Consider the following 20,402-nt stretch of genomic DNA (forward strand, 5'->3'; position numbering starts at 1 on the left):
CACATATTTGTCTGTTGAATTCGAAGGCCTTATCTGTTCCGGAACAGGCCACCGAGAATACCGCGCACGATGCGGCGGCCAGTGGTGCCTTTAAGCTCTTTGATCACAGCTTCACCCATGGCCGTGGCAAACGTGTCTTTCTTGCGCGTCACGCGCGAGGAAGATCGCCCGACGCGGCTGCCGGAGTATCGGCGGGCCGAGGCAAACTCCCGCTCCATCGCGGATTGCATCTCCACCACCTCATCAGCTTCGGCAGCTTCCGCCTCTTTGGCGGCGGTTTCAGCGCGGGCCTGAAGGATTTCAAAGGCCGACTTCCGATCAACCGGCGTGTCATATTTTGCCGACATCAAGGATGCCGCCATGACCGTTTGACGCTCTGCCTTGGTAATCGGTCCAAGCTGAGACCCCGGTGGGCGGATCAACGTCCGCTCGACCATCCCCGGCACGCCTTTCTTTTGCAGCATTGATGTAACGGCCTCACCGACGCCAACCTCTCGGATTGCGGCTTCTGTATCGAAGGTCGGATTTTCGCGATAGGTCTCAGCTGCAAGGCGCAGGTTTTTGCGATCCCGCGCTGTGAAGGCGCGCAGCGCATGCTGAACCCGATTTCCTAACTGGCCCAGAATGTCTTCGGGAACATCCGCCGGGTTCTGCGTGATGAAATAGACGCCAACGCCTTTGGATCGGATCAGGCGCGCGACCTGTTCGACCTTGTCTACCAGAACCTTGGGCGCATCATCAAACAGCAGATGCGCCTCATCGAAGAAAAACACCAGCTTGGGTTTTTCGGGGTCACCAACCTCAGGCAGTTCTTCAAACAGCTCACTCAGCAGCCACAATAGGAACGTTGCATAAAGCCGTGGCGACCCCATTAGCTTGTCCGAGGCCAGGATGTTCACCATGCCATGCCCAGCCTCATCGGTGCGCATCAGGTCTGACAAATCCAGAGCGGGTTCGCCAAACAGGCGCGTTCCACCCTGGTTTTCCAACACCAGCAACCGCCGTTGGATCGCTCCGATGGAGGAGGTTGAGACATTGCCATAGCGCAACGACAGCTGCGCCCGGTTTTCTCCAATCCAGACCAGCAGCGCTTGCAGGTCTTTAAGGTCCAGAAGCGGCATGCCTTCTTCATCCGCCACGCGAAAGGCGATGTTCAGAATACCCTCCTGCGCCTCGCTGAGTTCCATCAACCGCGACAGCAGCAGCGGGCCCATCTCGGTCACGGTCGTGCGTACAGGATGCCCCTGCTCACCGAACAGATCCCAGAAGGTGACCGGACAGGCACCATAGGTAAAATCGGAAAACCCGATGCGCGCGGCACGATCCATGAACGCCTGATGCAGCTTATGGGTTTCGCTGCCGGGCAGAGCCAGGCCGGACAAGTCACCTTTGACGTCGGACAGGAACACCGGAACACCGGCTTTGGAAAACCCTTCGGCCAGAATTTGAAGCGTTACGGTCTTGCCGGTTCCCGTTGCCCCGGCAATCAGGCCATGCCGGTTAGCATATTTCAGCGTCAGCCCCTGTGGCTGCCCATACTCGGCCCCGCCGCCGCCCAGAAAAATATCTTCGCCCATGTTTTCACTGCCTTAATATCCATCGCTCTGGGGCCAGCATACAAAGTTAACCTTTGACTGCGATAGTCAATTTGCGCGCTTTGTGGTGCCAGCTGCAAAGCCGCACTTCCTCCCTGTCGACTGGCCGTGCCTTCGGGCACGGCTTTTTTTCACGCGCGCCATGTTAAAGGTGAACTAAGCGGTATATTAATAATTCAGGTTAGCTGTTGACCGTTGCGTCCCCCTCTCGTAACGTTCGCTCATAACTAAGTCGGCCAGTCCGACGGGGAGAACCAATTCGAGAAGGGAGCTGCATCACCAGCTCCCTTTTTCTTTGAAGTACTGCTTCGAATTCCCATCTTTGCGGCAAGAAATTGTTCACTTTGCAACCTGTACGGCGCTTAGTGACTGACACTGATGGCGAACGGTGGTAGAGGAAGAAAAAACTCACTCAATCATCAAACCGAGGCATTCATGACTAAGAAACTCCTCTCGATCAATACACTCGCCGCTGCGCTGATCTGCGGTGCTGCAAGCGCGCAGGATACAAACACCACGGACGCTGAAACCGGCCTAGATCTGGGTGAAACCGGTCCACGCGTGGGTGAACAATTCGTCAAAGAAACCAGCGGAGATTGGGATGTCTCCTGTATAAAGGCGGCAGAGGGCGATGACCCGTGTGCCCTCGTTCAGGTGCTGAAAGGTCAACAAGGTGAGCCCATTGCCGAAGTATCGATCGGCAAATTGCCCGAAGGCGGTGCGGCCGTAGCCTGGGCCAATGTGATTGTACCGCTGGAAACACTGCTGCAAGCACAACTGGCACTGTCGATCGATGGCGCCCCGCGCAAGCTGTATAACTATCACCACTGTGTGCCAGTCGGTTGCGTTGCACAGTTGGGCCTGAGCCAAGGTGACATCGACGCGATGAAAGCAGGAAGCACCGCGATCTTCTCGCTGGTGCCGGCACGCTTCCCGGATCAGATTCTAGATATGGATATGTCGCTATCGGGTTTCACATCCGGATTTGACGGCCTGACCGTCAACGCGAACTAAACCAGACAAGCACATCGCCGCAGTGCATCAACTGCGGCGATTCTAATTTACTGTACCTTTTTTAACGCAAGCACAGCATTCAATCCCCCGAAGGCAAACGCGTTGCTGAGCGCGACCTCGACCTTGGCTTCGCGCGCTTCATTTGGCACCACATCTAATGCGCATTCCGGATCGGGTTCTTCATAGCTGATCGTCGGGGCAATGACCCCATCCCGCAGTGCCATGATACAGGCCAACAGCTCGACCGCGCCTGTGCCACCGATCAGATGTCCGTGCATGGACTTGGTAGATGAGATCATCAGATCATCTGCATGCGGCCCAAACACATCGGCAACCGCCGCGCATTCGGTCTTGTCATTCGCTGCCGTCCCAGTGCCATGCGCATTGATGTAGCATACATCGCTGGCGTTCAGCTTGGCATCCGCAAGGGCCCCTGCCATCGCGCGGGAGGCGCCCTGTTTGCTGGGCATGACGATATCGGATGCATCAGACGACATGGCGAAACCTACGACCTCGCAAAGAATGTCGGCGCCGCGTGCGCGAGCGTGGTCGTATTCCTCGAATACAAAAATGCCAGCGCCTTCGCCCTGCACCATTCCGTTGCGGTTGGCGCTGAAGGGGCGACAGGCATCCTTGGACATGACCCGCAGCCCTTCCCAGGCTTTTACCCCGCCGAAACACAGCATGGATTCGGACCCACCGGTGACCATGGCGGGCGCTGCTCCGCTGCGCACCATCTGAAAGGCCTGCGCCATCGCGTGGTTCGATGACGCGCAGGCGGTCGACACGGTAAAGCTTGGGCCCTTGAGGTTGTGTTCCATCGACACGTGGCTGGCCGCGGCGTTGTTCATCAACTTGGGCACAACAAAGGGGTGCACGCGGTTCTTGCCGTCTTCGTAGACCGAACGGTAATTGTCATCCCAGGTCGAGACACCACCCCCAGCCGTGCCCAGAACCACCCCGGACCGGGCCGCCAGTTCACCGTGAAACTCGATCCCCGATTGGTCGATGGCTTCTTTCGCGGCGGTCAGTGTGAATTGCGTAAATCGGTCATACAGAGTCATCTGTTGGCGGTTAAAGCGCCCTTCGGCCTCGAACCCGCGCACCTGTCCGCCAATCTTGATGGCTAGGCGATCCACATCGCGAAACTCCAGCTCAGAGATCCCGCAACGACCTTCGCGCATAGCCTCAAGCGTGTCAGGGACGGAATGACCCAGCGAATTGATTGTACCTGCCCCGGTAATAACGACCCGTTTCATTGTTCCGGGTCAGACCTTTTCCGATACAAGCTTCTCGATGCCTGCAATGATCGCGGCCACGTTCGAGATGTCGAAATCATTCGCTTCTGGCTCGTTGGCGTTGAAAGGTACTGTAATGTCGAACTCTTCTTCGATGGCAAAGATGCTTTCGACCAAACCCAGGCTGTCGATACCCAGATCCTCCAACGTGCTGTCGGGCGTCACATCCGATGGCTCCAGCACGGCCTGCTCTGCAATGATTGCGATGACGCGGTCGCTGATGCTCATGTCGATCCCCTGATTGTCAATCTGAGGATGATTTAATCCTTCGGGGGCTGTTTGGAAACAGCCTTTTTGAGTGCCTCGACGTCGCGGGCCAAACGCGGCAACCGGCGTTGTACTTTGTAGATCTCGGTATGAGTGTCCATCTTGACGCCCGGATAGCCCATAATGACGCGCCCGGCAGGTACATTCGACAGGATTTTGGTGCCGCCACCCGCGATCACGCCATCGCCGATGAAAATATTGTCAACAACCCCAGTCTGCCCGCCCAGCACCACGTTATTGCCAATCTCGACCGACCCCGACACACCGGTTTGCCCACACAGAAGGCAATCACGTCCCACACGGGTATTGTGACCCACATGTACAAGGTTATCCAACTTTGAACCGTCACCGATACGCGTGTTTCGGATCGTGCCATTGTCGATGGTACAGTTCGAGCCAACCTCGACGTCATCTCCAATTTCAACCGCGCCCAGCGAGTGAATACGCAGCCAGCTTTGCGCCTTGGCCGCGCCCTGATCTCCCAAGGTTTTGCGCGCGTTTTCAGCGCCCGATACCTCGGGCGTGACAAAACTGAATCCATCGCCGCCGACGCGCGCACCTGGCTGTGCGATGAAGCGATCTCCGATTTGGGCACGGGCCCCAATGCTGACCATTTCGCGCAAAAACGCGTGCTCACCCAAAACTGCATCGATTCCGATGCTACAATGCGCTCCAATCACCGAGCCGGTGCCAATCTTTGCGCGCGCACCTACTACCGCCAAAGGTCCGATTGAGACATTCGCACCAATTTCCGCAGTCGGATCAATCACTGCAGATGGATGGATGCCGGGCTCTACCCCCTGCCCTCTATCCAGCATGGATGTGATCCCTGCCATGGCCATGCGCGGACGTTTCACAAAGATCGCCGCACGCAAGCCCATTGCCTGCCAGTCTGCGCCTTCCCATAGAACCGCAGCGCGGGCCGAACCACCCGTAAGTGCCTCAGCATATTTCGGAGACATCGCCATGGCCAGATCAGTTGCACCAGCATCGCTCGGCTCGGCGGCCCTTACGATCGTGAGGTCGGTGTCGCCCTGACACTCAGCGCCAAGGCGGTCGGCGATTTGCTGAATCGTATACTGCATGACGGGCTTTCCTTTTGGCAGGATTTGCCCTTGTGCTTATCCCTGAACGTCCGGCAGGACCACCCCTGCCTTCTGCAGCGCCGCCCAAATCTTGGCATCGCGGCTATAGACATCGCGGCGATACTGAACCTCACCTTTTGGGCCAACATAGGCCGTGCGGTAGATCAGATGCACTGGAACTTTCTTATCCAGGTCCACCTTCGTCTCTTTGCCGCTGTTCAGCACACGGTGGAAGAACGCCTTTGGGTCCTCCTCCTGCAAAGCCAGCAGCGCATAGGCGAACTCGAATGGTTGCGCCAAACGGATACAGCCATGTGAAAATGCCCGCACTTCACGCGCAAACAAAGATTTCTGAGGCGTATCATGCAGATAGATGTTGTATTTGTTGGGGAACATGAACTTCACCAGCCCCAGCGCGTTGCTTTTGCTGGGGGGTTGGCGCATCGAAAACGGGAAGTTGCGCGCGGTGAACTGGGTGAAATCCACGGCTCCGCGATTGACCTGCCGGCCACTGCGATCGGTGATCTGAATATGGCCCACGGCATTCGGATTGGATTGCAGCTTGGGCAGATATTCCTTGGTGATGATCGAACGTGGCACATACCAACTGGGATTGATCACCATATGCTCCATCTCGTCCGAAAACTCGGGACTACGACGATCATGGACATTCTTGCCAATCACAGCGCGAGTCTCAAACGTGACCTGCCCGTCATCCACGATCTTGGCCGAGAAATCGGCCTGATTGACCAGGATATGACGCTCACCGCGTTCGCGCGGCAACCATCGCTCCCGCTCCAGCGCGACATGAACGGCTTTTAGTCGGTCTGATACCGGGCGGTTGATCTCAGAGATGGTGCCCTTTCCGGCAACCCCGTCGGGCTCCAACCCATGATCGGTCTGGAAGGCACGAACGGCAGCAAGCATGGCATCGTCATAGCTCGGGCTCGCTGTTGGCTTCAGATACCCCATCGTCACCAAACGGTTGCGCAGTTTGACCACTGTGGCACCCGTGTCGCCAAATTCTAACTTGGTCACGGGAACAGTAGGCCCCCAGCCGCCCTGATCCAGCAAAGCTTCCAACGCCAGTTTCTGCTTCATCAATGACCGGTATTGACGCGTTTGCGGCGCAAGTTGATCGAAATAGTCAGCCCCCTGGGCGTTCAACTGTTGCAAATGCTCTTCGGGGCTGCGGCGCTCGACTTTGCGGACCAGACCATCATCAATGCTGGCCGGGCGCAGCGCCCCTGCATAGAGATCGTCGGCATAGTCCAGAAACAGGGTCGTCAGCTCGGCCTCAAGCGCGCCAAGATCCCGCACCGAACGTGCCGTGCGCATCTGGTCCATCAGAGCGTCGATATCATAGCTTGCGGACGGCAACCCATGCATATGACTGCTTGACAAAGCCCTGATCAAAGCGGCGCGGCGATCGGCATGATCTTGCGAAGGACCCACCCAAACCGGTGCATAGCCGTTCGACCGGTAAAACACTGCAATATCGTCCGACGTTGGCATATGTTCGGCGACTGCCATCTGAAAGGCTGTGCCCTGCATCGCGTCAGAGGCCGTATTGGCCATTGCAGCCGTTGCCGCAAAACAGGCTGTTACAAGAATACTGGTACTGGTCCGAAATGCAGAGAACATGGGATGCCCTTGGTTATTCAATAGCTTGCACAGATGGGAATGTGCCGAATTACTATGATTTTGACGACAGGGCCTTGTCTATTCACAAATACCTTACCCTTGACCTTCTTTTTCAGCTGATGCGCGATTGCATCGCGGCGGTGCGAAAACCTCTCAGATGCGAAAAAAATATGTCGGAAATGTTGATTGCGCGAAAAGCTGCCGAAAATTCCCCCTTGTTCTGCAGAAAATCAAACAAAACTTGGCCCTCGAATCTGTTTGTGCCATAAATTCGCCATCTGGGATGGGAAATATTAAGACAGCGAACGTAACATCGTTCGCAGGCAGGATACAGTACGGGACGAAACAGAAAATGACCAAGAGCAGTACATCGGGCATGACCCGGCGTGCCCTATTGGGCGCATTCGCGGCAACCGCAGTCGCAGCCGCACCGACCTATTCCAATGCAGCAGGATTTCTTCGCGGTGGCGGCGATGTTCGTCGCATTCGCATGTATTCCGGTCGCACGGGCGAGCGGATCGATATGATATATTGGGTTGACGGCAAATACATCAAGGATGCTGTCAAAGAAGTGAATCACTTCATGCGCGACTGGCGCACTGACCAGGTCAAGGGCATGGATTTGCGCACCATCGACATCATGGCAGCCTCGCACAATCTGCTAGACGCAAGCGAACCCTATATGCTGCTGTCGGGCTATCGCTCCCCTCAGACCAACGCCATGCTGCGTTCCAAATCGCGCCGCGTGGCCCGGAACTCTTTGCACATGCTAGGTCAGGCCGCTGATCTGCGCCTGTCATCCCGTTCGGTATCGCAAATGGCCAAGGCCGCGATGTCCTGCCGTGCCGGTGGTGTGGGTCAATACTATCGGTCCAACTTCGTCCACATGGATTGCGGCGTCGTCCGAACCTGGCGCGGCTGACCCGCGCTGCCAAACCTAGCCGTCCCAAGCCCCCGCAGATCATCTGGCGGGGGTTTTGCTTTGCCTGTTCGACCCCAGGCCGAGTGGATAGGTGAAATTTGACGAAATGGCGCACCTGAGAGGATTCGAACCTCTGGCCTCTGCCTTCGGAGGGCAGCGCTCTATCCAGCTGAGCTACAGGTGCCTTGGCCGTTAGCTAACCCTGATCCGGTCCGGGTGCAACTGGAAAACTGCGCACATCCAAGGATCGCTTCAGGCAAACAAATCATGCGCCAGTTCAAGCGCTTCGATCAGCGTATCGACCTCATCGGTGGTGTTATAGAGGCCAAAGCTCGCTCGGCAGGTCGCCGTTACCCCCAGATGATCCATCAACGGACCGGCGCAATGATGACCAGCGCGCACGGCAACGCCTTTTTTGTCGAGGATGGTCGAGACGTCATGTGCATGCCCTGCCCCGTCCAGCGTAAAGCTAAAGATCGCGGCCTTATCCGGGCGAGTACCCTGAACCTGTAACCAGTTGAGACCTGCCAAGCGCTGCATCGCATAATCGCGCAAGCTGGATTCGTGGGCGGCAATGTTCTCCATCCCCAGGTCCATCATGTATTCCAGCGCCACGCCCAAACCGATGGTTTGCACGATACCTGGCGTGCCGGCCTCGAACTTCATGGGCGGGTCGTTGTAAATGACCTGATCCTTGCTGACCTCTTTGATCATGTCGCCGCCGCCGATGAAGGGGCGCATTTCGGCCATGCGGTCGGATTTGATGAAAATCGCACCCGATCCTGACGGACCGTACAGCTTGTGGCCCGTGATGGCATAGAAATCACAGCCGATCTCATCAACATTGACCGGCATATGAACCGCACCCTGACTGCCATCCACCAGCACCGGAACACCTTTGGCATGAGCGCTGTCGGTGATCGCTTTGACATCGACCACCGTACCCAAGACATTCGAACAGTGCGTGATCGCAACCAGCTTGGTTTTTGGGCCTATCGCGTCGAGCACCGCCTGAGGGTCGAGCCCGCCATCTGCATCGACATCAACCCATTTCAGAACAACGCCCTGCCGTTCACGCAAGAAATGCCAGGGCACGATATTGGCGTGATGCTCCATCACGCTCAAAACGATCTCATCCCCTGCCTCAAGCCTAGGCATCGCCCAGCCATAAGCCACCAGGTTGATCCCTTCGGTGGTGCCCGAGTTCAGAACAATCTCATCCTCGTTGGCCACACCCAGGAACCGCGCGATAGTGCCGCGCACGTTTTCATATTTCTCGGTCGCGAGGTTCGACAGGTAATGCAGCCCGCGATGCACGTTCGAATACTCATGCGCATAGGCCTGAGTCACCGCATCAATCACGATCTGCGGTTTCTGCGCCGAGGCCCCGTTGTCCAGATAGGTCAGCGGCTTTCCATTCACCTCGCGCGACAGGATTGGAAAATCAGATCGGATCTTCTGCACATCATACATGAGGTGATCTTTCTAAACGGGGGCCGCTGGGGCAAACATCAGGACAAACGGAACCGCAACCAGAGCAGACAGCAGTACGACAGCAAAGGATTTCCAGAGCGACCCAAACTGATGCGCCTGGTTCAGGAAATGCAGCGTGATATAGAGGCTCAGGATTGCTGTGGCGAACAACAACAGCGCCATGAAGACCGGAACGGTTAAGCTAAGGATCAAGGTCCCCATCAAGGCGGCGATCTGAAGGTATTGCAGCCAGATCGTCAGGATCATCATGTCGTCAAACGTGGCTGTGCCGCCCAACAGACGACCCACGAACAAAAATGCCAGGATGCTCAACATCATCGCACCCGCAGACCGGATCAGGACCAAGGGTACGCTGTCGATCACCGGGCCGGTTTCGCCGTCGCTCACAGGAACGGACAGATCAATACCCAACTGGATCAGGCAGTTGAGGACAACCGCCAGAAAGAAGCTCAACCAAAGAACCTCTCGTCCCGGGTTCAGAGCCAATAGCTGTTTTGCCGCTTCGGCGGGTTTTCTGATTGTCAGAACCGCCAGTTGACCCAGATGAGGAACATTCATTCTGCTGACCTTTGCACTTGCCTTAACCCCGATAACCAGAACCAGAAAAAGACAGCAACCCAAATCAACCCAACCAGGGTCAAAGCCGGGCCTGGGCCGATGAATCCGGCGACCAACCCATTCAGCAACACCAGCGGAGCCGAAGACAGTAAGGCCCAGAACAATGCAAGCCGCGCACCATAGGGCGTGCCATTGCCGCCCATCATGCGCGCTGCCCAATGCGACAACAGGGCAAGCGTGTAGAAAAACAGCGGCAAAATAAAGACAGAGCCCATCAAGGCCCCGCCCAGCAGCATATTCAGCTCGACACCTTCAATATGGGCACGACGTGCAAGGGCGGGCATCTGGGCGATGAAGGCGACAATGCAGAACGCCATAACGAAGATCAGCGCCCGATCTTCGCGCGGCCCCATATCCAGAAGCCGACGCACAACGCGCCCCGGCCCCCGATATGTGGCAACGATATCTGATGACACCGGCATCAGCTGCGGCGAGCCAGCCACCCTTCCAGCCGGCTGACCAAAGCCTCGGCCAGGGCGCTGTCTTCGACCTCATCCACGGCTTCGGCCAGAAACGCCAGCGTCAGCATGTTGGTCGCGTCTTTCTCTGGAACCCCGCGCGAGCGCAGGTAAAACAGCGCAGTCTCGTCAATCGCGCCCGAGGTTGACCCGTGCGAACAGGCCACATCATCGGCATAGATCTCAAGCTCTGGCTTGGCGAGAAACTGGCTGTCATCATCCAAAAGCAGTGATTGGCTGATCTGATAGCCATCGGTCTTCTGAGCCCCTTCCTTGACAAGGATCTTGCCCTGAAAAACGCCGGTCGCGCCGTTGCGCAAGACCTTCTTGAACACCTGACGGCTTTCGCAATTCACTGCGTCATGGGTGACGAAAACCGTGTCGTCGTGATGAAAATCTCCATCCCCGACACAGGCCCCGGCCACATGGGCAACCGCATCGTCGCCCGTCAGTTCGATGACCTGTTCATTGCGCGTCAGCACGCCGTTTACGGTCAGAGTGAAGGATTTGTAGACCGATTCCTGCCCGAGACGCGTGAACATATGCGTGGCAGCACGACGCTCATGATCGCGACCCTGCGCCCGGACATGGTGCAGCGTTCCGTTGTCGGCAATGTCGATCTCTGTGCATTTGTTAAAGCGCGACGCTGCTGGGCCGGTTTCCAATATGGTCGCCTCGGCACCGCTTTCCACGCGGATCACGTGGTGCAGGATCGCGTCAGAGGTTGGCGAAGCGTGACGATAGACCAAGTTGATCGGTTTTGACGCCTTACCGGTCACATGAATGGCCACCCCATCCGCCGCAAAAGCTGTGTTCAACGCAGCCAAAGGTCGTTGCACCGGCACCTGACCACGGGCTTCCAGAACGCCATAAAGGTCCTTGGCCCAGTGGATATCCTTGCAGCAAATATCTTCCAGCCGGTCGATGCTAACACCTTCCAGCGACAGATCATCGGATTCTTCAGCGCTGAAAACGCCATCGATGAATACGATCTTCAAGCTATCGAACTCATCGAAGATCAGCGCCTCGTCATCTGCAAACACGGCCGCGGGCAGCGCGGCGGGCGTGACCAGAGTATCAGGCTGTGTGTATTTCCAATATTCGTCGCGGCGCCCCGGCAGACCTGTTTCCAACACACGGGCCAGCGCATCTTCGCGGGCCGCGCGGGTGCAGCCTGCATCAGGCATGGTCAGCGCGGCCAGCCGCGCCTCGGTTGCGGATTGTTTGACTTCGGGCAAGGCCATCAGTTCACCTCGGCAAGAATGTCGGAATAGCCGTTGTTTTCAACCTCAAGCGCCAGCTCAGGCCCGCCGGTTTTCACGATACGGCCGTCCGCCATGATGTGTACAACATCGGGTTTGATGTGATCCAGCAGGCGCTGATAGTGGGTGATGACCAGGAAACCACGGCCCTCATCGCGCAGCGCGTTCACCCCTTCGGCCACCAGCTTCATCGCATCCACATCAAGGCCCGAGTCGGTCTCATCCATGATGCACATCTTGGGTTCCAGCATCGCCATCTGCAGGATTTCGTTGCGCTTTTTCTCACCGCCCGAGAAGCCCACGTTGACCGGACGCTTCAACATATCGGCGTCGATCTTCAGGGTTTTTGCCTTGGCGCGTACCTCTTTCAGGAAGTCTGCGGCGGACAGCTCTTCCTCCCCGCGCGCTTTGCGCTGGGCGTTCACAGCGGTGCGTAAAAAGGTCATGTTGCCAACGCCCGGAATCTCAACCGGGTATTGGAACGCTAGGAACACGCCTGCGGCAGCGCGCTCCTCGGGTTCCATCTCCAGCAGATCTTCACCGTCCAGCGTGGCCGCGCCTTCGGTGACTTCATAGCCATCCTTGCCCGACAGCACATAGCTGAGCGTCGACTTGCCCGAGCCGTTCGGCCCCATGATCGCATGCACTTTGCCGGCCTCAACCGTCAGGTCCACACCTTTGAGAATTTGCTTGTCTTCTTCTTCAAGCTGTACGTGCAGGTTCTTGATTTCCAGCATGTTTTGTCCTTTTGCGTATCGCAAGGGGTCGCTCGACCCCGAATCTGTTCTAAATTCTGAGAAAGTCGGGATTAACCCACTGATCCTTCAAGGCTGATGGCCACCAATTGCTGGGCTTCCATCGCAAACTCCATCGGCAGCGCCTGCAGGACATCCTTGCAGAAACCATTGACCACAAGGGCCACGGCCTCTTCTTCGTCCATGCCCCGCTGGCGGCAGTAGAACAGCTGATCATCGTCGACCTTCGAGGTCGTCGCCTCGTGTTCCACGCGGCTGGAGTTGTTCTTGACCTCGATATACGGAACCGTATGCGCCCCGCATTTGTCGCCAATGAGCAAGCTGTCACACTGAGTGTAATTGCGGCTTTCTTTGGCTTTCGGGTGCATCGAGACCAGACCACGATAGGTGTTCTGCGCCTTGCCCGCGCTGATGCCCTTGGACACGATACGCGATTTGGTGTTCTTGCCCAGGTGAACCATCTTGGTGCCGGTATCGGCCTGCTGATAGTTGTTGGCGATCGCGATCGAGTAGAATTCACCCTGGCTTTCTTCACCGCGCAGGATGCAGGACGGGTATTTCCAAGTCACGGCTGAGCCGGTTTCTACCTGCGTCCACATCACCTTGGATCGGTCGCCACGGCAATCGGCGCGCTTGGTTACGAAATTGTAGATACCGCCCTTGCCGTTCTCATCGCCGGGGAACCAGTTCTGAACGGTCGAGTACTTCACCTCGGCGTCTTCTTCGACGATGATCTCAACCACGGCGGCGTGCAGCTGTGCGGTGTCACGCTGAGGTGCAGTGCAGCCCTCCAAGTAGCTGACATAGCTGCCTTTATCGGCAATGATCAGGGTGCGTTCGAACTGACCGGTGTTTTCAGCATTGATGCGAAAATAGGTGCTCAGCTCCATTGGGCAGCGCACACCCGGTGGGATGTAGACGAACGAGCCATCCGAGAACACGGCTGAGTTCAACGTGGCATAAAAGTTATCCGAGACCGGAACAACGGTGCCAAGGTATTTCTTGACCAGCTCAGGATGCTCTCTGATCGCCTCAGAGATCGAACAGAAGATGACGCCCGCGGCCTTCAGCTCTTTCTGAAAAGTTGTCCCAACCGAGACGGAGTCAAACACCGCGTCGACAGCAACTTTGCGGCCTTCGGCAGGTGCATCCTCTGCACCTTCTACACCGGCCAGAATCATCTGTTCTTTCAGCGGGATACCCAGCTTTTCGTATGTGGCCAACAGCTTGGGATCGACCTCATCCAAAGACTTGGGTTTTTCCTCCATCGATTTTGGACGGGCATAATAATACTGGTCCTGAAAATCGATCTCGGGGTAGTTGACCATCGCCCATTTCGGCTCATCCATTTTTGTCCAACGCTCGAACGCGGCCAGACGCCATTCGGTCATCCATTCGGGTTCTTCGTTTTTCTCAGAGATCAGCCGCACGATATCGGGGTTCACGCCCTTGGGCGCATATTCCATCTCGATATCGGTGTCCCAGCCGTATTTATAGGTGCTGACCTCGCGCACCGCATCCACGGTTTCCTGATCGACACCTTCTTTTACCTGGGTCTGGTCCAAAGCGGCCATGTCCTTTACTCCGTCAGATCACGCGGCACGCGCGCGATGCTTTTTCTCTTTATCCAGCCACGTTTCAGCGAAACGCAGCACGTTCTCTTTTGTTGTCAGAGGTCCCAGCGACACCCGGATGGCGCTGGCTGCCGTGACCTCATCAAATCCCATCGCAGTCAATACCGCGCTGGCGCGAACCTTACCGCTGGAGCAGGCAGAACCCGCGCTCACCGCAAAACCCGACAAATCCATCTGCATCACCTGGGTTTCGCCTTTCCAACCGGGGGAGACAAAACACAGGGTGTTCGGAAGACGCTTCTGGCCTTTCCCGACAAAAATAGGTGATTTTATATTAGCCTCAAGAGCATTTTCTAGAATATTTCTAAATTCTTCAACCTGCTCCCAAACACCATTGGCCAGATCACGTGCAGCAGCTTCAGCTGCGGCCCCGAACCCCGCGATTCCAATGACATTTTCCGTGCCCGAACGCCGCCCCATTTCCTGCCCGCCGCCCTTGATCTGAGCCGAAAGATCGGTGCCGCGTTTCATGACGACAGCACCGACACCCTTGGGCCCACCCAGCTTATGGGCCGAGATAAGCGCCATTTGGACGTCCATCCAATTGAACGCGACAGGCAGTTTTCCAAAGGCCTGCGTGGCATCTGTCACGGCAAGACCAGATGGCAGGGTTTGTACGATGCCTGTTTCGGAATTCGCAAGTTGGAGCGTTGCCGTGGAGGGCTCCGCCAACTCAACCAAACCCGATGAGGAAACCGGGATATCTTCATTGATCCATGATCTTACGGCGTCATGCTCAATTGCTGCCCCGTGCAAATCCCGACCGGCAAGCGCCAGCGCGGCCCCTTCGGTAGAGCCAGAGGTAAACACGATATCCGCTCCATCAGCGCCAAACGCGGTGGCGATCTGCGCCCTTGCGCGTTCAATCAGCGCCTTAGCTGCCCGGCCTTCTGCATGCACTGAAGACGGGTTCCCGCAAACCTCCATCGCCGCAACCATTGCGTCCCGTGCCTCGGGCCGCAAAGGGGTAGTGGCGTTATGATCAAGATAGACGCGAGTCATGGATACATCTTTTTTCAGACACTAGGCGCGCATGCGAAGAACCGCAGGCTTATTCATCAACAATCGCAAACAGGCTTGGTACAGCAGGACATGGGGCAAGATCGTTTTTGATCACATCCGACAGGCGGGTCTGATGCAGGAACACATAGACATGCGCGCTCAGACTCTCCCACAGACGGTTGGTCAGCGATTGCGCCCGGCTGCCAGAGGACGCACCCGACGCACCAGCCCCCTTGGACAAGGCGTCAACAGTTTCATCAACGGCCGACAGGACCTCGACAACGCTGATCTCTGAAGCTGGACGTGCCAGGCGGTATCCACCGCCCGGGCCACGGACCGACGCCACAAGCTCGGCCCGGCGCAGTTTGACAAACAACTGCTCAAGATAGGGCAGCGAAATGTCCTGACGCTCGGAAATCTCGCCTAGCGTGACCAGCTTATCCGATGGCTGCAATGCGATATCGGCCAACGCAACCATGGCATAGCGACCTTTCGTCGACAGCTTCATTGTCATTCCCTCATGGCAAGATGCGCGCGAAATCATTGACGCCGCCGCCGCCAGTGCGTATCTCCGACGGACAGCGGCAATACGCGCCGCTATTAATTAGAACCGTTCTAAGGTGCCCGACGATTATCGTCAAGTATATCCGGGCTCGAAGAAGAAAAAGACAGGACCAAAGCACACATGCCCGAGGTGATTTTTCCCGGACCCGAAGGCCGTCTGGAAGGCCGCTACCACCCGCAAAAGGAAAAAGACGCTCCGATCGCCATCGTGCTGCACCCGCACCCGCAGTTCGGCGGGACCATGAACAACAAGGTCGTCTATAACCTGCATTACGCGTTCTACAACATGGGCTTTACCGTGTTGCGCTTCAACTTCCGCGGCGTAGGTCGCAGCCAGGGCGAATATGACCAGGGCGTGGGCGAGCTGAGCGATGCGGCATCGGCGCTGGATTACCTGCAGTCGATGAACAACAACTCGAAACACTGCTGGGTGGCAGGGTTCTCGTTTGGCGCATGGATCGGGATGCAGCTGCTGATGCGCCGCCCCGAGATCACAGGCTTCATCAGTGTCTCGCCCCCGGCCAATATGTATGATTTCTCGTTCCTGGCACCCTGCCCGTCTTCTGGCCTGATCATCAACGGCTCATCCGACCGTGTTGCGCCGCCGGCAGACACCACATCACTGGTCAACAAACTGCACGAGCAGAAAGGCATAACCATCACCCATACCGAGGTTGAAGGCGCCGATCACTTCTTCCAGGATCGCCACATGGACACGCTGATCACCGATGTCAGTGACTATGTGAAACGCCGCCTGACCGAGACCACGCGCTGATGTCAGACACCATCACAAGCCTCGCTGCCAAATTGGCCGAGGATACGATGAAGGTTATGGATGAAACCGGCGATGATCGATTCTTTGTCGAAGTTGGCGAAGTGCTTGGCGCGGCTTCTCAATCGCTGGAAGAGGCGTTTCTGACTGAAATTCGCGTGCGTTTGGCCGAACGCAAGGCCCGCGCCTTTGTCATCAAACGCCTCAGCACCCACCGCTCCAAAGTGAAAGCCATCGAAAAACAATGACGGATCGACTGTCGGCTCAAATCGCGTTTCTGAAACAGGCCGACAGGTTAAAAACGGTAGAACGCGCCAATGTTCTGCTGGATCAATCGCGCCCCGAAAACTCGGCAGAACACAGCTGGCATCTGGCGCTTTGGGCTTTGGTCATGGCACCTCTGGCTGCGGCAGATGTGTCGATTGATCGGGTCATCCGGATGCTGCTGCTGCATGATCTGGTCGAGATCATTGTGGGCGACCATCCCATCCACCTGGATACCGACTGGCAGGCCGTGGCGGAGGCCGAAGACCGGGCCGCGTCACAGCTCTTTGGTCTATTGCCGCCCGATCAAGCCCAGGAATTCCAGGCCCTCTGGCAGGAATTTGAACGCGATAAGACAGCCGATGCCCGTTTTGCCAAGATACTGGATCGCTGTCAGCCGCTGTTTCAGGTGCTCTGCGCAGATCAGCCTCAGCCAGCACATGTTGAGATAGCACAAGACAATATGGATGGTGGGCGCGTCGCCTATCTTACACAAGCGTTTCCTTTGGCCTTCGACCACGCAAAGGCACTGCTGCAAGGCGAGACCGCCGACACAAATGCCTTTACCACCCGGTTGCCGTTCCTAACCGAAGCTGATCAGCTGAAAACCGTCTTGCGCGCCTCACGCCTGATGACATCGGACAGGTTCGAAAACTCGGCCGAGCATTCCTGGCACATCATGCTCTATGCTTGGGTGCTATTGGAACATACCGAAACCGAAGTCTCGGTCGCGCGGGTGCTGCGTATGCTCCTGCTGCATGACATTGTAGAAATCGACGCCGGAGATCACCCCATTCACGGTCACGTGGATCACACGGCACAGGCCGCCGAGGAAGAGGCTGCAGCGCAGCGTCTGTTTGGCCTGCTGCCTGCCCCCCAGAACGCCGAGTTTTCGGATCTGTGGCATGAATTCGAAGCGGCAGAAACTGCGGATGCAGTATTTGCCAAAGCGGTGGACCGCTTCCAAACGCCCATTGCCAATCTGGAAACAGGTGGTGGGTCATGGATCGATTATAACGTCACCTACGCGCAAATCGAAACGCGGGTTCGGCCTGCAATTGAGACTGGCGCGCCTGCTCTATGGCGCTGGCTGCAGCCTCAGTTAGCCGCGTATTTCCAAACCCACGTCCCAGTGGACGCCTGACACGTAACGGAAAAAAGGAGCCCAAAGGCCCCTTTTCCCCCTACCGGATCAGATCGGCGCCTAAATCACGCTACCATCCAACTTTTGAACCATACTGGCTGCATCAGTATCGACGGACCCCCCGCCAGCAAGCCACCCAAGCGCCACAATAAGAAACGCGGCAAGAATCACAGTTTTTGCAAATAAAGTCATAAAATACACTCGGCAACAAAACACCAACTACAGCGCGTATGGTACATGATCTCGCACTTACCTAAAGTCAGGTATACCCGACCTCATAGCCAGCGCCATCACCAGCATGTCTGAATCCGCTTGCCTGCCTTGCTGATTCCGTGCTCAAGCTTGCCCGGCCCATACAAGATTAAGGTTATGACCATGCCCAAAGCCTACCTGATCCTGTTGATTGCGGTTTTTGCAGAAACGGTTGGGACAACGGCATTGCAGGCCAGCCAGCAATTCACGCGGTTTTGGCCATCGGTTCTGGTTGTGATCGGCTACGGGTTTGCATTTTATTTGTTGGGGCTGACACTGAAGTACATGCCAGTGGGCATCGTCTATGCCATCTGGTCCGGCCTGGGTATCTTCTTCATCGCCATTATCGGCTTTGTGGTCTTTGGGCAGAAATTGGACATCTGGGCGATCTTTGGTCTGTCGCTGATTCTGGCCGGAATCTTGATCATTCACCTGTTTTCGAAGACCGCGGGCCACTGAAGGCCGGTTAGGGCTGGTATATTTTGCCGCGCCGCGTTATGCGCGCGGCAACTTCCCGTTCAAAGGCTGACCTCTCATGGACCTGCGCAATATCGCAATCATCGCTCACGTGGACCACGGCAAGACAACGCTGGTGGATGAGCTGCTCAAACAATCCGGCGCGTTCCGGGAAAATCAGGCCGTGGCGGAACGCGCCATGGACAGCAATGATCTGGAACGCGAGCGTGGCATCACCATTCTGGCCAAGGCGACCAGCGTCGAATGGAAAGGCACGCGTATCAACATCGTCGACACCCCCGGCCACGCCGATTTCGGTGGAGAAGTCGAGCGCATCCTCAGCATGGTGGACGGTGTCGTCCTGCTGGTTGACGCGGCTGAAGGCCCGATGCCGCAGACCAAATTCGTGACCTCCAAGGCGCTGGCTTTGGGCTTGCGCCCGATTGTGGTGCTGAACAAGGTCGATAAACCGGATGCCGAACCGGATCGCGCGCTGGATGAGTGTTTCGATCTGTTCGCGAACCTGGGCGCTGATGATGATCAGCTGGATTTCCCATCCATGTATGCCTCGGGCCGCTCCGGCTGGGCCGACATGGAACTCGACGGGCCGCGCAAAGACCTGACCGCACTGTTCGACCTGATCGTCGATCACGTCCCGGCCCCAAAGCAAGCCGAAAAGAAAGACGAACCTTTCCGCATGCTGGCCACCACGTTGGGCAGCGACCCCTTTATTGGCCGCATCCTGACGGGCCGTGTGGAAAGCGGCACTCTGAAAGCAGGCGACAGCCTCAAGGCGCTCAGCCGCGACGGAACGCTGATCGAGAACTTCCGCGCATCGAAAATCCTGGCGTTCCGCGGTCTTGCGCAACAGCCTATAGACGTGGCCGAGGCCGGTGACATCGTCACCATCGCCGGGATGAGCAAAGCCACCGTTGCCGACTCGCTGGTCGCGCCACAGGTTGAAGAAGCCCTGCCCGCTCAACCCATCGACCCGCCGACCATCACGGTGACCTTCGGCATCAACGACTCGCCCCTGGCCGGTCGTGACGGCAAAAAGGTCCAGTCTCGCGTGATCCGCGACCGTCTGATGAAAGAAGCGGAGTCGAACGTTGCGATCCGTATCACCGACACTCCGGGTGGCGAGGCGTTCGAAGTGGCTGGTCGTGGCGAATTGCAGATGGGCGTTTTGATCGAAAACATGCGCCGTGAAGGGTTCGAACTCAGCATCTCACGCCCGCAGGTTCTGTTCCGCGAGGAAGATGGCCAGCGCCTGGAACCGGTCGAAGAAGTGACTATTGACGTGGATGACGAATATTCGGGCTCGGTCATCGAAAAGATCACCGGCGCCCGCAAAGGTGAACTGGTCGAGATGCGCCCGGCAGGTGCAGGCAAGACCCGTATCATAGCCCATGTCCCATCGCGCGGATTGATCGGTTATCACGGTGAGTTCCTGACCGACACGCGCGGCACAGGCGTTCTGAACCGCGTGTTCCATGACTGGGCCCCGCACAAGGGCCAGATTCCGGGCCGTCGCGCCGGCGTCCTGATCTCGATGGAGAAAGGTCAGGCCGTCGCTTATGCGTTGTGGAATCTCGAAGAACGTGGCCGCATGTTTGTGGGCCCACAGGCCGAAGTTTACCAAGGCATGGTAATCGGTGAGCATTCGCGTGACAATGATCTGGAAGTGAACCCGCTGAAAGGCAAAAAGCTGACCAATGTTCGCGCCAGTGGCTCGGATGATGCAGTGCGCCTGACACCACATGTTCAGTTCTCGCTGGAAGAGGCGATTGCCTATATCGATGATGACGAACTGGTCGAGGTGACACCAAGCGTTGTACGCCTACGCAAGCGCTATCTTGACCCGCACGAGCGCAAAAGAATGGCGAAATCCGCCTAAATTGT

General features: G+C 56.9%; 20 protein-coding genes and 1 tRNA gene. 7 read left to right on the forward strand and 14 right to left on the reverse strand.

All coding sequences use genetic code 11. The features are described from left to right. Positions 1 to 29: 29 nt before the first annotated feature. Complete coding sequence (locus AC2FFE_RS00775) at positions 30 to 1,577, reverse strand: helicase HerA-like domain-containing protein (protein WP_496845595.1); 1,548 nt, start codon at positions 1,575 to 1,577, stop codon at positions 30 to 32. Between the two features lie 453 nt (positions 1,578 to 2,030). On the opposite strand from AC2FFE_RS00775, the gene AC2FFE_RS00780 reads away from it, so the two are divergent. Then, positions 2,031 to 2,609 (forward strand): invasion associated locus B family protein, encoded by a 579-nt coding sequence (locus AC2FFE_RS00780; RefSeq protein WP_496845596.1) that lies wholly within the window; start codon positions 2,031 to 2,033, stop codon positions 2,607 to 2,609. Positions 2,610 to 2,656: 47 nt separating this feature from the next. Here AC2FFE_RS00780 and AC2FFE_RS00785 read toward each other — a convergent pair whose 3' ends face one another. Genes AC2FFE_RS00785 through AC2FFE_RS00800 form a run of 4 tightly spaced genes read right to left on the reverse strand, consistent with a single transcriptional unit; the run spans position 2,657 to position 6,903 of the window. Next, the gene (locus tag AC2FFE_RS00785) at positions 2,657 to 3,868 is read right to left on the reverse strand and encodes a beta-ketoacyl-[acyl-carrier-protein] synthase family protein (protein ID WP_496818454.1); all 1,212 of its coding nucleotides are present in this window, start codon (positions 3,866 to 3,868) and stop codon (positions 2,657 to 2,659) included. Positions 3,869 to 3,877: 9 nt separating this feature from the next. Continuing rightward, the gene (locus AC2FFE_RS00790) at positions 3,878 to 4,135 is read right to left on the reverse strand and encodes an acyl carrier protein (RefSeq protein WP_496818455.1); all 258 of its coding nucleotides are present in this window, start codon (positions 4,133 to 4,135) and stop codon (positions 3,878 to 3,880) included. A gap of 32 nt (positions 4,136 to 4,167) precedes the next feature. Continuing rightward, positions 4,168 to 5,259: a UDP-3-O-(3-hydroxymyristoyl)glucosamine N-acyltransferase gene (gene lpxD / locus AC2FFE_RS00795; protein WP_496845597.1), complete on the reverse strand. Its 1,092-nt coding sequence runs from the start codon at positions 5,257 to 5,259 to the stop codon at positions 4,168 to 4,170. Between the two features lie 36 nt (positions 5,260 to 5,295). Continuing rightward, positions 5,296 to 6,903 (reverse strand): L,D-transpeptidase family protein, encoded by a 1,608-nt coding sequence (locus AC2FFE_RS00800; RefSeq protein WP_496845598.1) that lies wholly within the window; start codon positions 6,901 to 6,903, stop codon positions 5,296 to 5,298. Positions 6,904 to 7,255: 352 nt separating this feature from the next. On the opposite strand from AC2FFE_RS00800, the gene mepK reads away from it, so the two are divergent. After that, positions 7,256 to 7,825: a peptidoglycan L,D-endopeptidase MepK gene (gene mepK / locus AC2FFE_RS00805; RefSeq protein WP_496845599.1), complete on the forward strand. Its 570-nt coding sequence runs from the start codon at positions 7,256 to 7,258 to the stop codon at positions 7,823 to 7,825. A gap of 107 nt (positions 7,826 to 7,932) precedes the next feature. Here the strand turns inward: mepK and AC2FFE_RS00810 are convergent. The 9 genes from AC2FFE_RS00810 to iscR form a co-directional block, all read right to left on the reverse strand. Then, positions 7,933 to 8,009, reverse strand: a tRNA-Arg gene (locus AC2FFE_RS00810). Positions 8,010 to 8,077: 68 nt separating this feature from the next. Continuing rightward, positions 8,078 to 9,298, reverse strand: a complete 1,221-nt coding sequence (locus AC2FFE_RS00815; RefSeq protein ID WP_496845600.1) for a cysteine desulfurase — start codon at positions 9,296 to 9,298, stop codon at positions 8,078 to 8,080. 12 nt (positions 9,299 to 9,310) lie between these two features. Then, positions 9,311 to 9,877, reverse strand: coding sequence for a YIP1 family protein (locus AC2FFE_RS00820; protein ID WP_496818460.1), 567 nt, complete (start codon positions 9,875 to 9,877; stop codon positions 9,311 to 9,313). Next, positions 9,874 to 10,359 (reverse strand): YIP1 family protein, encoded by a 486-nt coding sequence (locus tag AC2FFE_RS00825; RefSeq protein ID WP_496845601.1) that lies wholly within the window; start codon positions 10,357 to 10,359, stop codon positions 9,874 to 9,876. The genes AC2FFE_RS00820 and AC2FFE_RS00825 overlap by 4 nt, the downstream gene beginning before the upstream one ends. Next, the gene (gene sufD, locus AC2FFE_RS00830; protein WP_496818462.1) at positions 10,359 to 11,639 is read right to left on the reverse strand and encodes a Fe-S cluster assembly protein SufD; all 1,281 of its coding nucleotides are present in this window, start codon (positions 11,637 to 11,639) and stop codon (positions 10,359 to 10,361) included. Before sufD ends, AC2FFE_RS00825 begins: the two co-directional genes overlap by 1 nt. Beyond that, positions 11,639 to 12,394, reverse strand: coding sequence for a Fe-S cluster assembly ATPase SufC (gene sufC, locus AC2FFE_RS00835; RefSeq protein ID WP_496818463.1), 756 nt, complete (start codon positions 12,392 to 12,394; stop codon positions 11,639 to 11,641). The genes sufD and sufC overlap by 1 nt, the downstream gene beginning before the upstream one ends. A gap of 71 nt (positions 12,395 to 12,465) precedes the next feature. Continuing rightward, positions 12,466 to 13,986, reverse strand: a complete 1,521-nt coding sequence (gene sufB / locus AC2FFE_RS00840; RefSeq protein ID WP_496818464.1) for a Fe-S cluster assembly protein SufB — start codon at positions 13,984 to 13,986, stop codon at positions 12,466 to 12,468. A gap of 18 nt (positions 13,987 to 14,004) precedes the next feature. After that, entirely contained in the window at positions 14,005 to 15,048 is a 1,044-nt protein-coding gene (locus AC2FFE_RS00845) for a cysteine desulfurase family protein (protein WP_496818465.1), read from the reverse strand. Between the two features lie 49 nt (positions 15,049 to 15,097). Further along, positions 15,098 to 15,556: a Fe-S cluster assembly transcriptional regulator IscR gene (gene iscR, locus AC2FFE_RS00850; RefSeq protein ID WP_496818466.1), complete on the reverse strand. Its 459-nt coding sequence runs from the start codon at positions 15,554 to 15,556 to the stop codon at positions 15,098 to 15,100. Positions 15,557 to 15,733: 177 nt separating this feature from the next. Here iscR and AC2FFE_RS00855 point away from each other — a divergent pair, with 177 nt between their 5' ends. The 5 genes from AC2FFE_RS00855 to typA all read left to right on the forward strand — a co-directional run bounded on the left by AC2FFE_RS00855 (position 15,734) and on the right by typA (position 20,397). Beyond that, positions 15,734 to 16,387, forward strand: coding sequence for an alpha/beta hydrolase (locus tag AC2FFE_RS00855; protein ID WP_480827471.1), 654 nt, complete (start codon positions 15,734 to 15,736; stop codon positions 16,385 to 16,387). Then, on the forward strand, positions 16,387 to 16,632 hold the full coding sequence (locus tag AC2FFE_RS00860) for a hypothetical protein (RefSeq protein WP_353007675.1): 246 nt from the start codon (positions 16,387 to 16,389) through the stop codon (positions 16,630 to 16,632). The genes AC2FFE_RS00855 and AC2FFE_RS00860 overlap by 1 nt, the downstream gene beginning before the upstream one ends. After that, positions 16,629 to 17,792, forward strand: coding sequence for an HD domain-containing protein (locus AC2FFE_RS00865; RefSeq protein WP_496845602.1), 1,164 nt, complete (start codon positions 16,629 to 16,631; stop codon positions 17,790 to 17,792). The genes AC2FFE_RS00860 and AC2FFE_RS00865 overlap by 4 nt, the downstream gene beginning before the upstream one ends. Before the next feature lie 375 nt (positions 17,793 to 18,167). Beyond that, complete coding sequence (locus AC2FFE_RS00870; protein WP_496818468.1) at positions 18,168 to 18,503, forward strand: DMT family transporter; 336 nt, start codon at positions 18,168 to 18,170, stop codon at positions 18,501 to 18,503. A 76-nt stretch (positions 18,504 to 18,579) separates the two neighbouring features. Then, positions 18,580 to 20,397: a translational GTPase TypA gene (gene typA, locus AC2FFE_RS00875; protein ID WP_480549148.1), complete on the forward strand. Its 1,818-nt coding sequence runs from the start codon at positions 18,580 to 18,582 to the stop codon at positions 20,395 to 20,397. Positions 20,398 to 20,402 lie beyond the last annotated feature (5 nt).

The organism is Ruegeria sp. YTSA168, assembly GCF_059610045.1.

Coding starts and splice junctions, on each gene's coding strand:
- typA (WP_480549148.1), top strand. CDS start 18,580: ATGGACCTGCGCAATATCGCAATCATCGCTCACGTGGACCACGGCAAG.
- AC2FFE_RS00865 (WP_496845602.1), top strand. CDS start 16,629: ATGACGGATCGACTGTCGGCTCAAATCGCGTTTCTGAAACAGGCCGAC.
- AC2FFE_RS00820 (WP_496818460.1), bottom strand. CDS start 9,877: ATGAATGTTCCTCATCTGGGTCAACTGGCGGTTCTGACAATCAGAAAA.
- mepK (WP_496845599.1), top strand. CDS start 7,256: ATGACCAAGAGCAGTACATCGGGCATGACCCGGCGTGCCCTATTGGGC.
- AC2FFE_RS00775 (WP_496845595.1), bottom strand. CDS start 1,577: ATGGGCGAAGATATTTTTCTGGGCGGCGGCGGGGCCGAGTATGGGCAG.
- AC2FFE_RS00825 (WP_496845601.1), bottom strand. CDS start 10,359: ATGCCGGTGTCATCAGATATCGTTGCCACATATCGGGGGCCGGGGCGC.
- sufC (WP_496818463.1), bottom strand. CDS start 12,394: ATGCTGGAAATCAAGAACCTGCACGTACAGCTTGAAGAAGAAGACAAG.
- AC2FFE_RS00790 (WP_496818455.1), bottom strand. CDS start 4,135: ATGAGCATCAGCGACCGCGTCATCGCAATCATTGCAGAGCAGGCCGTG.
- sufD (WP_496818462.1), bottom strand. CDS start 11,639: ATGGCCTTGCCCGAAGTCAAACAATCCGCAACCGAGGCGCGGCTGGCC.
- AC2FFE_RS00780 (WP_496845596.1), top strand. CDS start 2,031: ATGACTAAGAAACTCCTCTCGATCAATACACTCGCCGCTGCGCTGATC.
- AC2FFE_RS00785 (WP_496818454.1), bottom strand. CDS start 3,868: ATGAAACGGGTCGTTATTACCGGGGCAGGTACAATCAATTCGCTGGGT.
- AC2FFE_RS00845 (WP_496818465.1), bottom strand. CDS start 15,048: ATGACTCGCGTCTATCTTGATCATAACGCCACTACCCCTTTGCGGCCC.
- lpxD (WP_496845597.1), bottom strand. CDS start 5,259: ATGCAGTATACGATTCAGCAAATCGCCGACCGCCTTGGCGCTGAGTGT.
- AC2FFE_RS00870 (WP_496818468.1), top strand. CDS start 18,168: ATGCCCAAAGCCTACCTGATCCTGTTGATTGCGGTTTTTGCAGAAACG.
- sufB (WP_496818464.1), bottom strand. CDS start 13,986: ATGGCCGCTTTGGACCAGACCCAGGTAAAAGAAGGTGTCGATCAGGAA.
- AC2FFE_RS00815 (WP_496845600.1), bottom strand. CDS start 9,298: ATGTATGATGTGCAGAAGATCCGATCTGATTTTCCAATCCTGTCGCGC.
- AC2FFE_RS00860 (WP_353007675.1), top strand. CDS start 16,387: ATGTCAGACACCATCACAAGCCTCGCTGCCAAATTGGCCGAGGATACG.
- AC2FFE_RS00855 (WP_480827471.1), top strand. CDS start 15,734: ATGCCCGAGGTGATTTTTCCCGGACCCGAAGGCCGTCTGGAAGGCCGC.
- AC2FFE_RS00800 (WP_496845598.1), bottom strand. CDS start 6,903: ATGTTCTCTGCATTTCGGACCAGTACCAGTATTCTTGTAACAGCCTGT.
- iscR (WP_496818466.1), bottom strand. CDS start 15,556: ATGAAGCTGTCGACGAAAGGTCGCTATGCCATGGTTGCGTTGGCCGAT.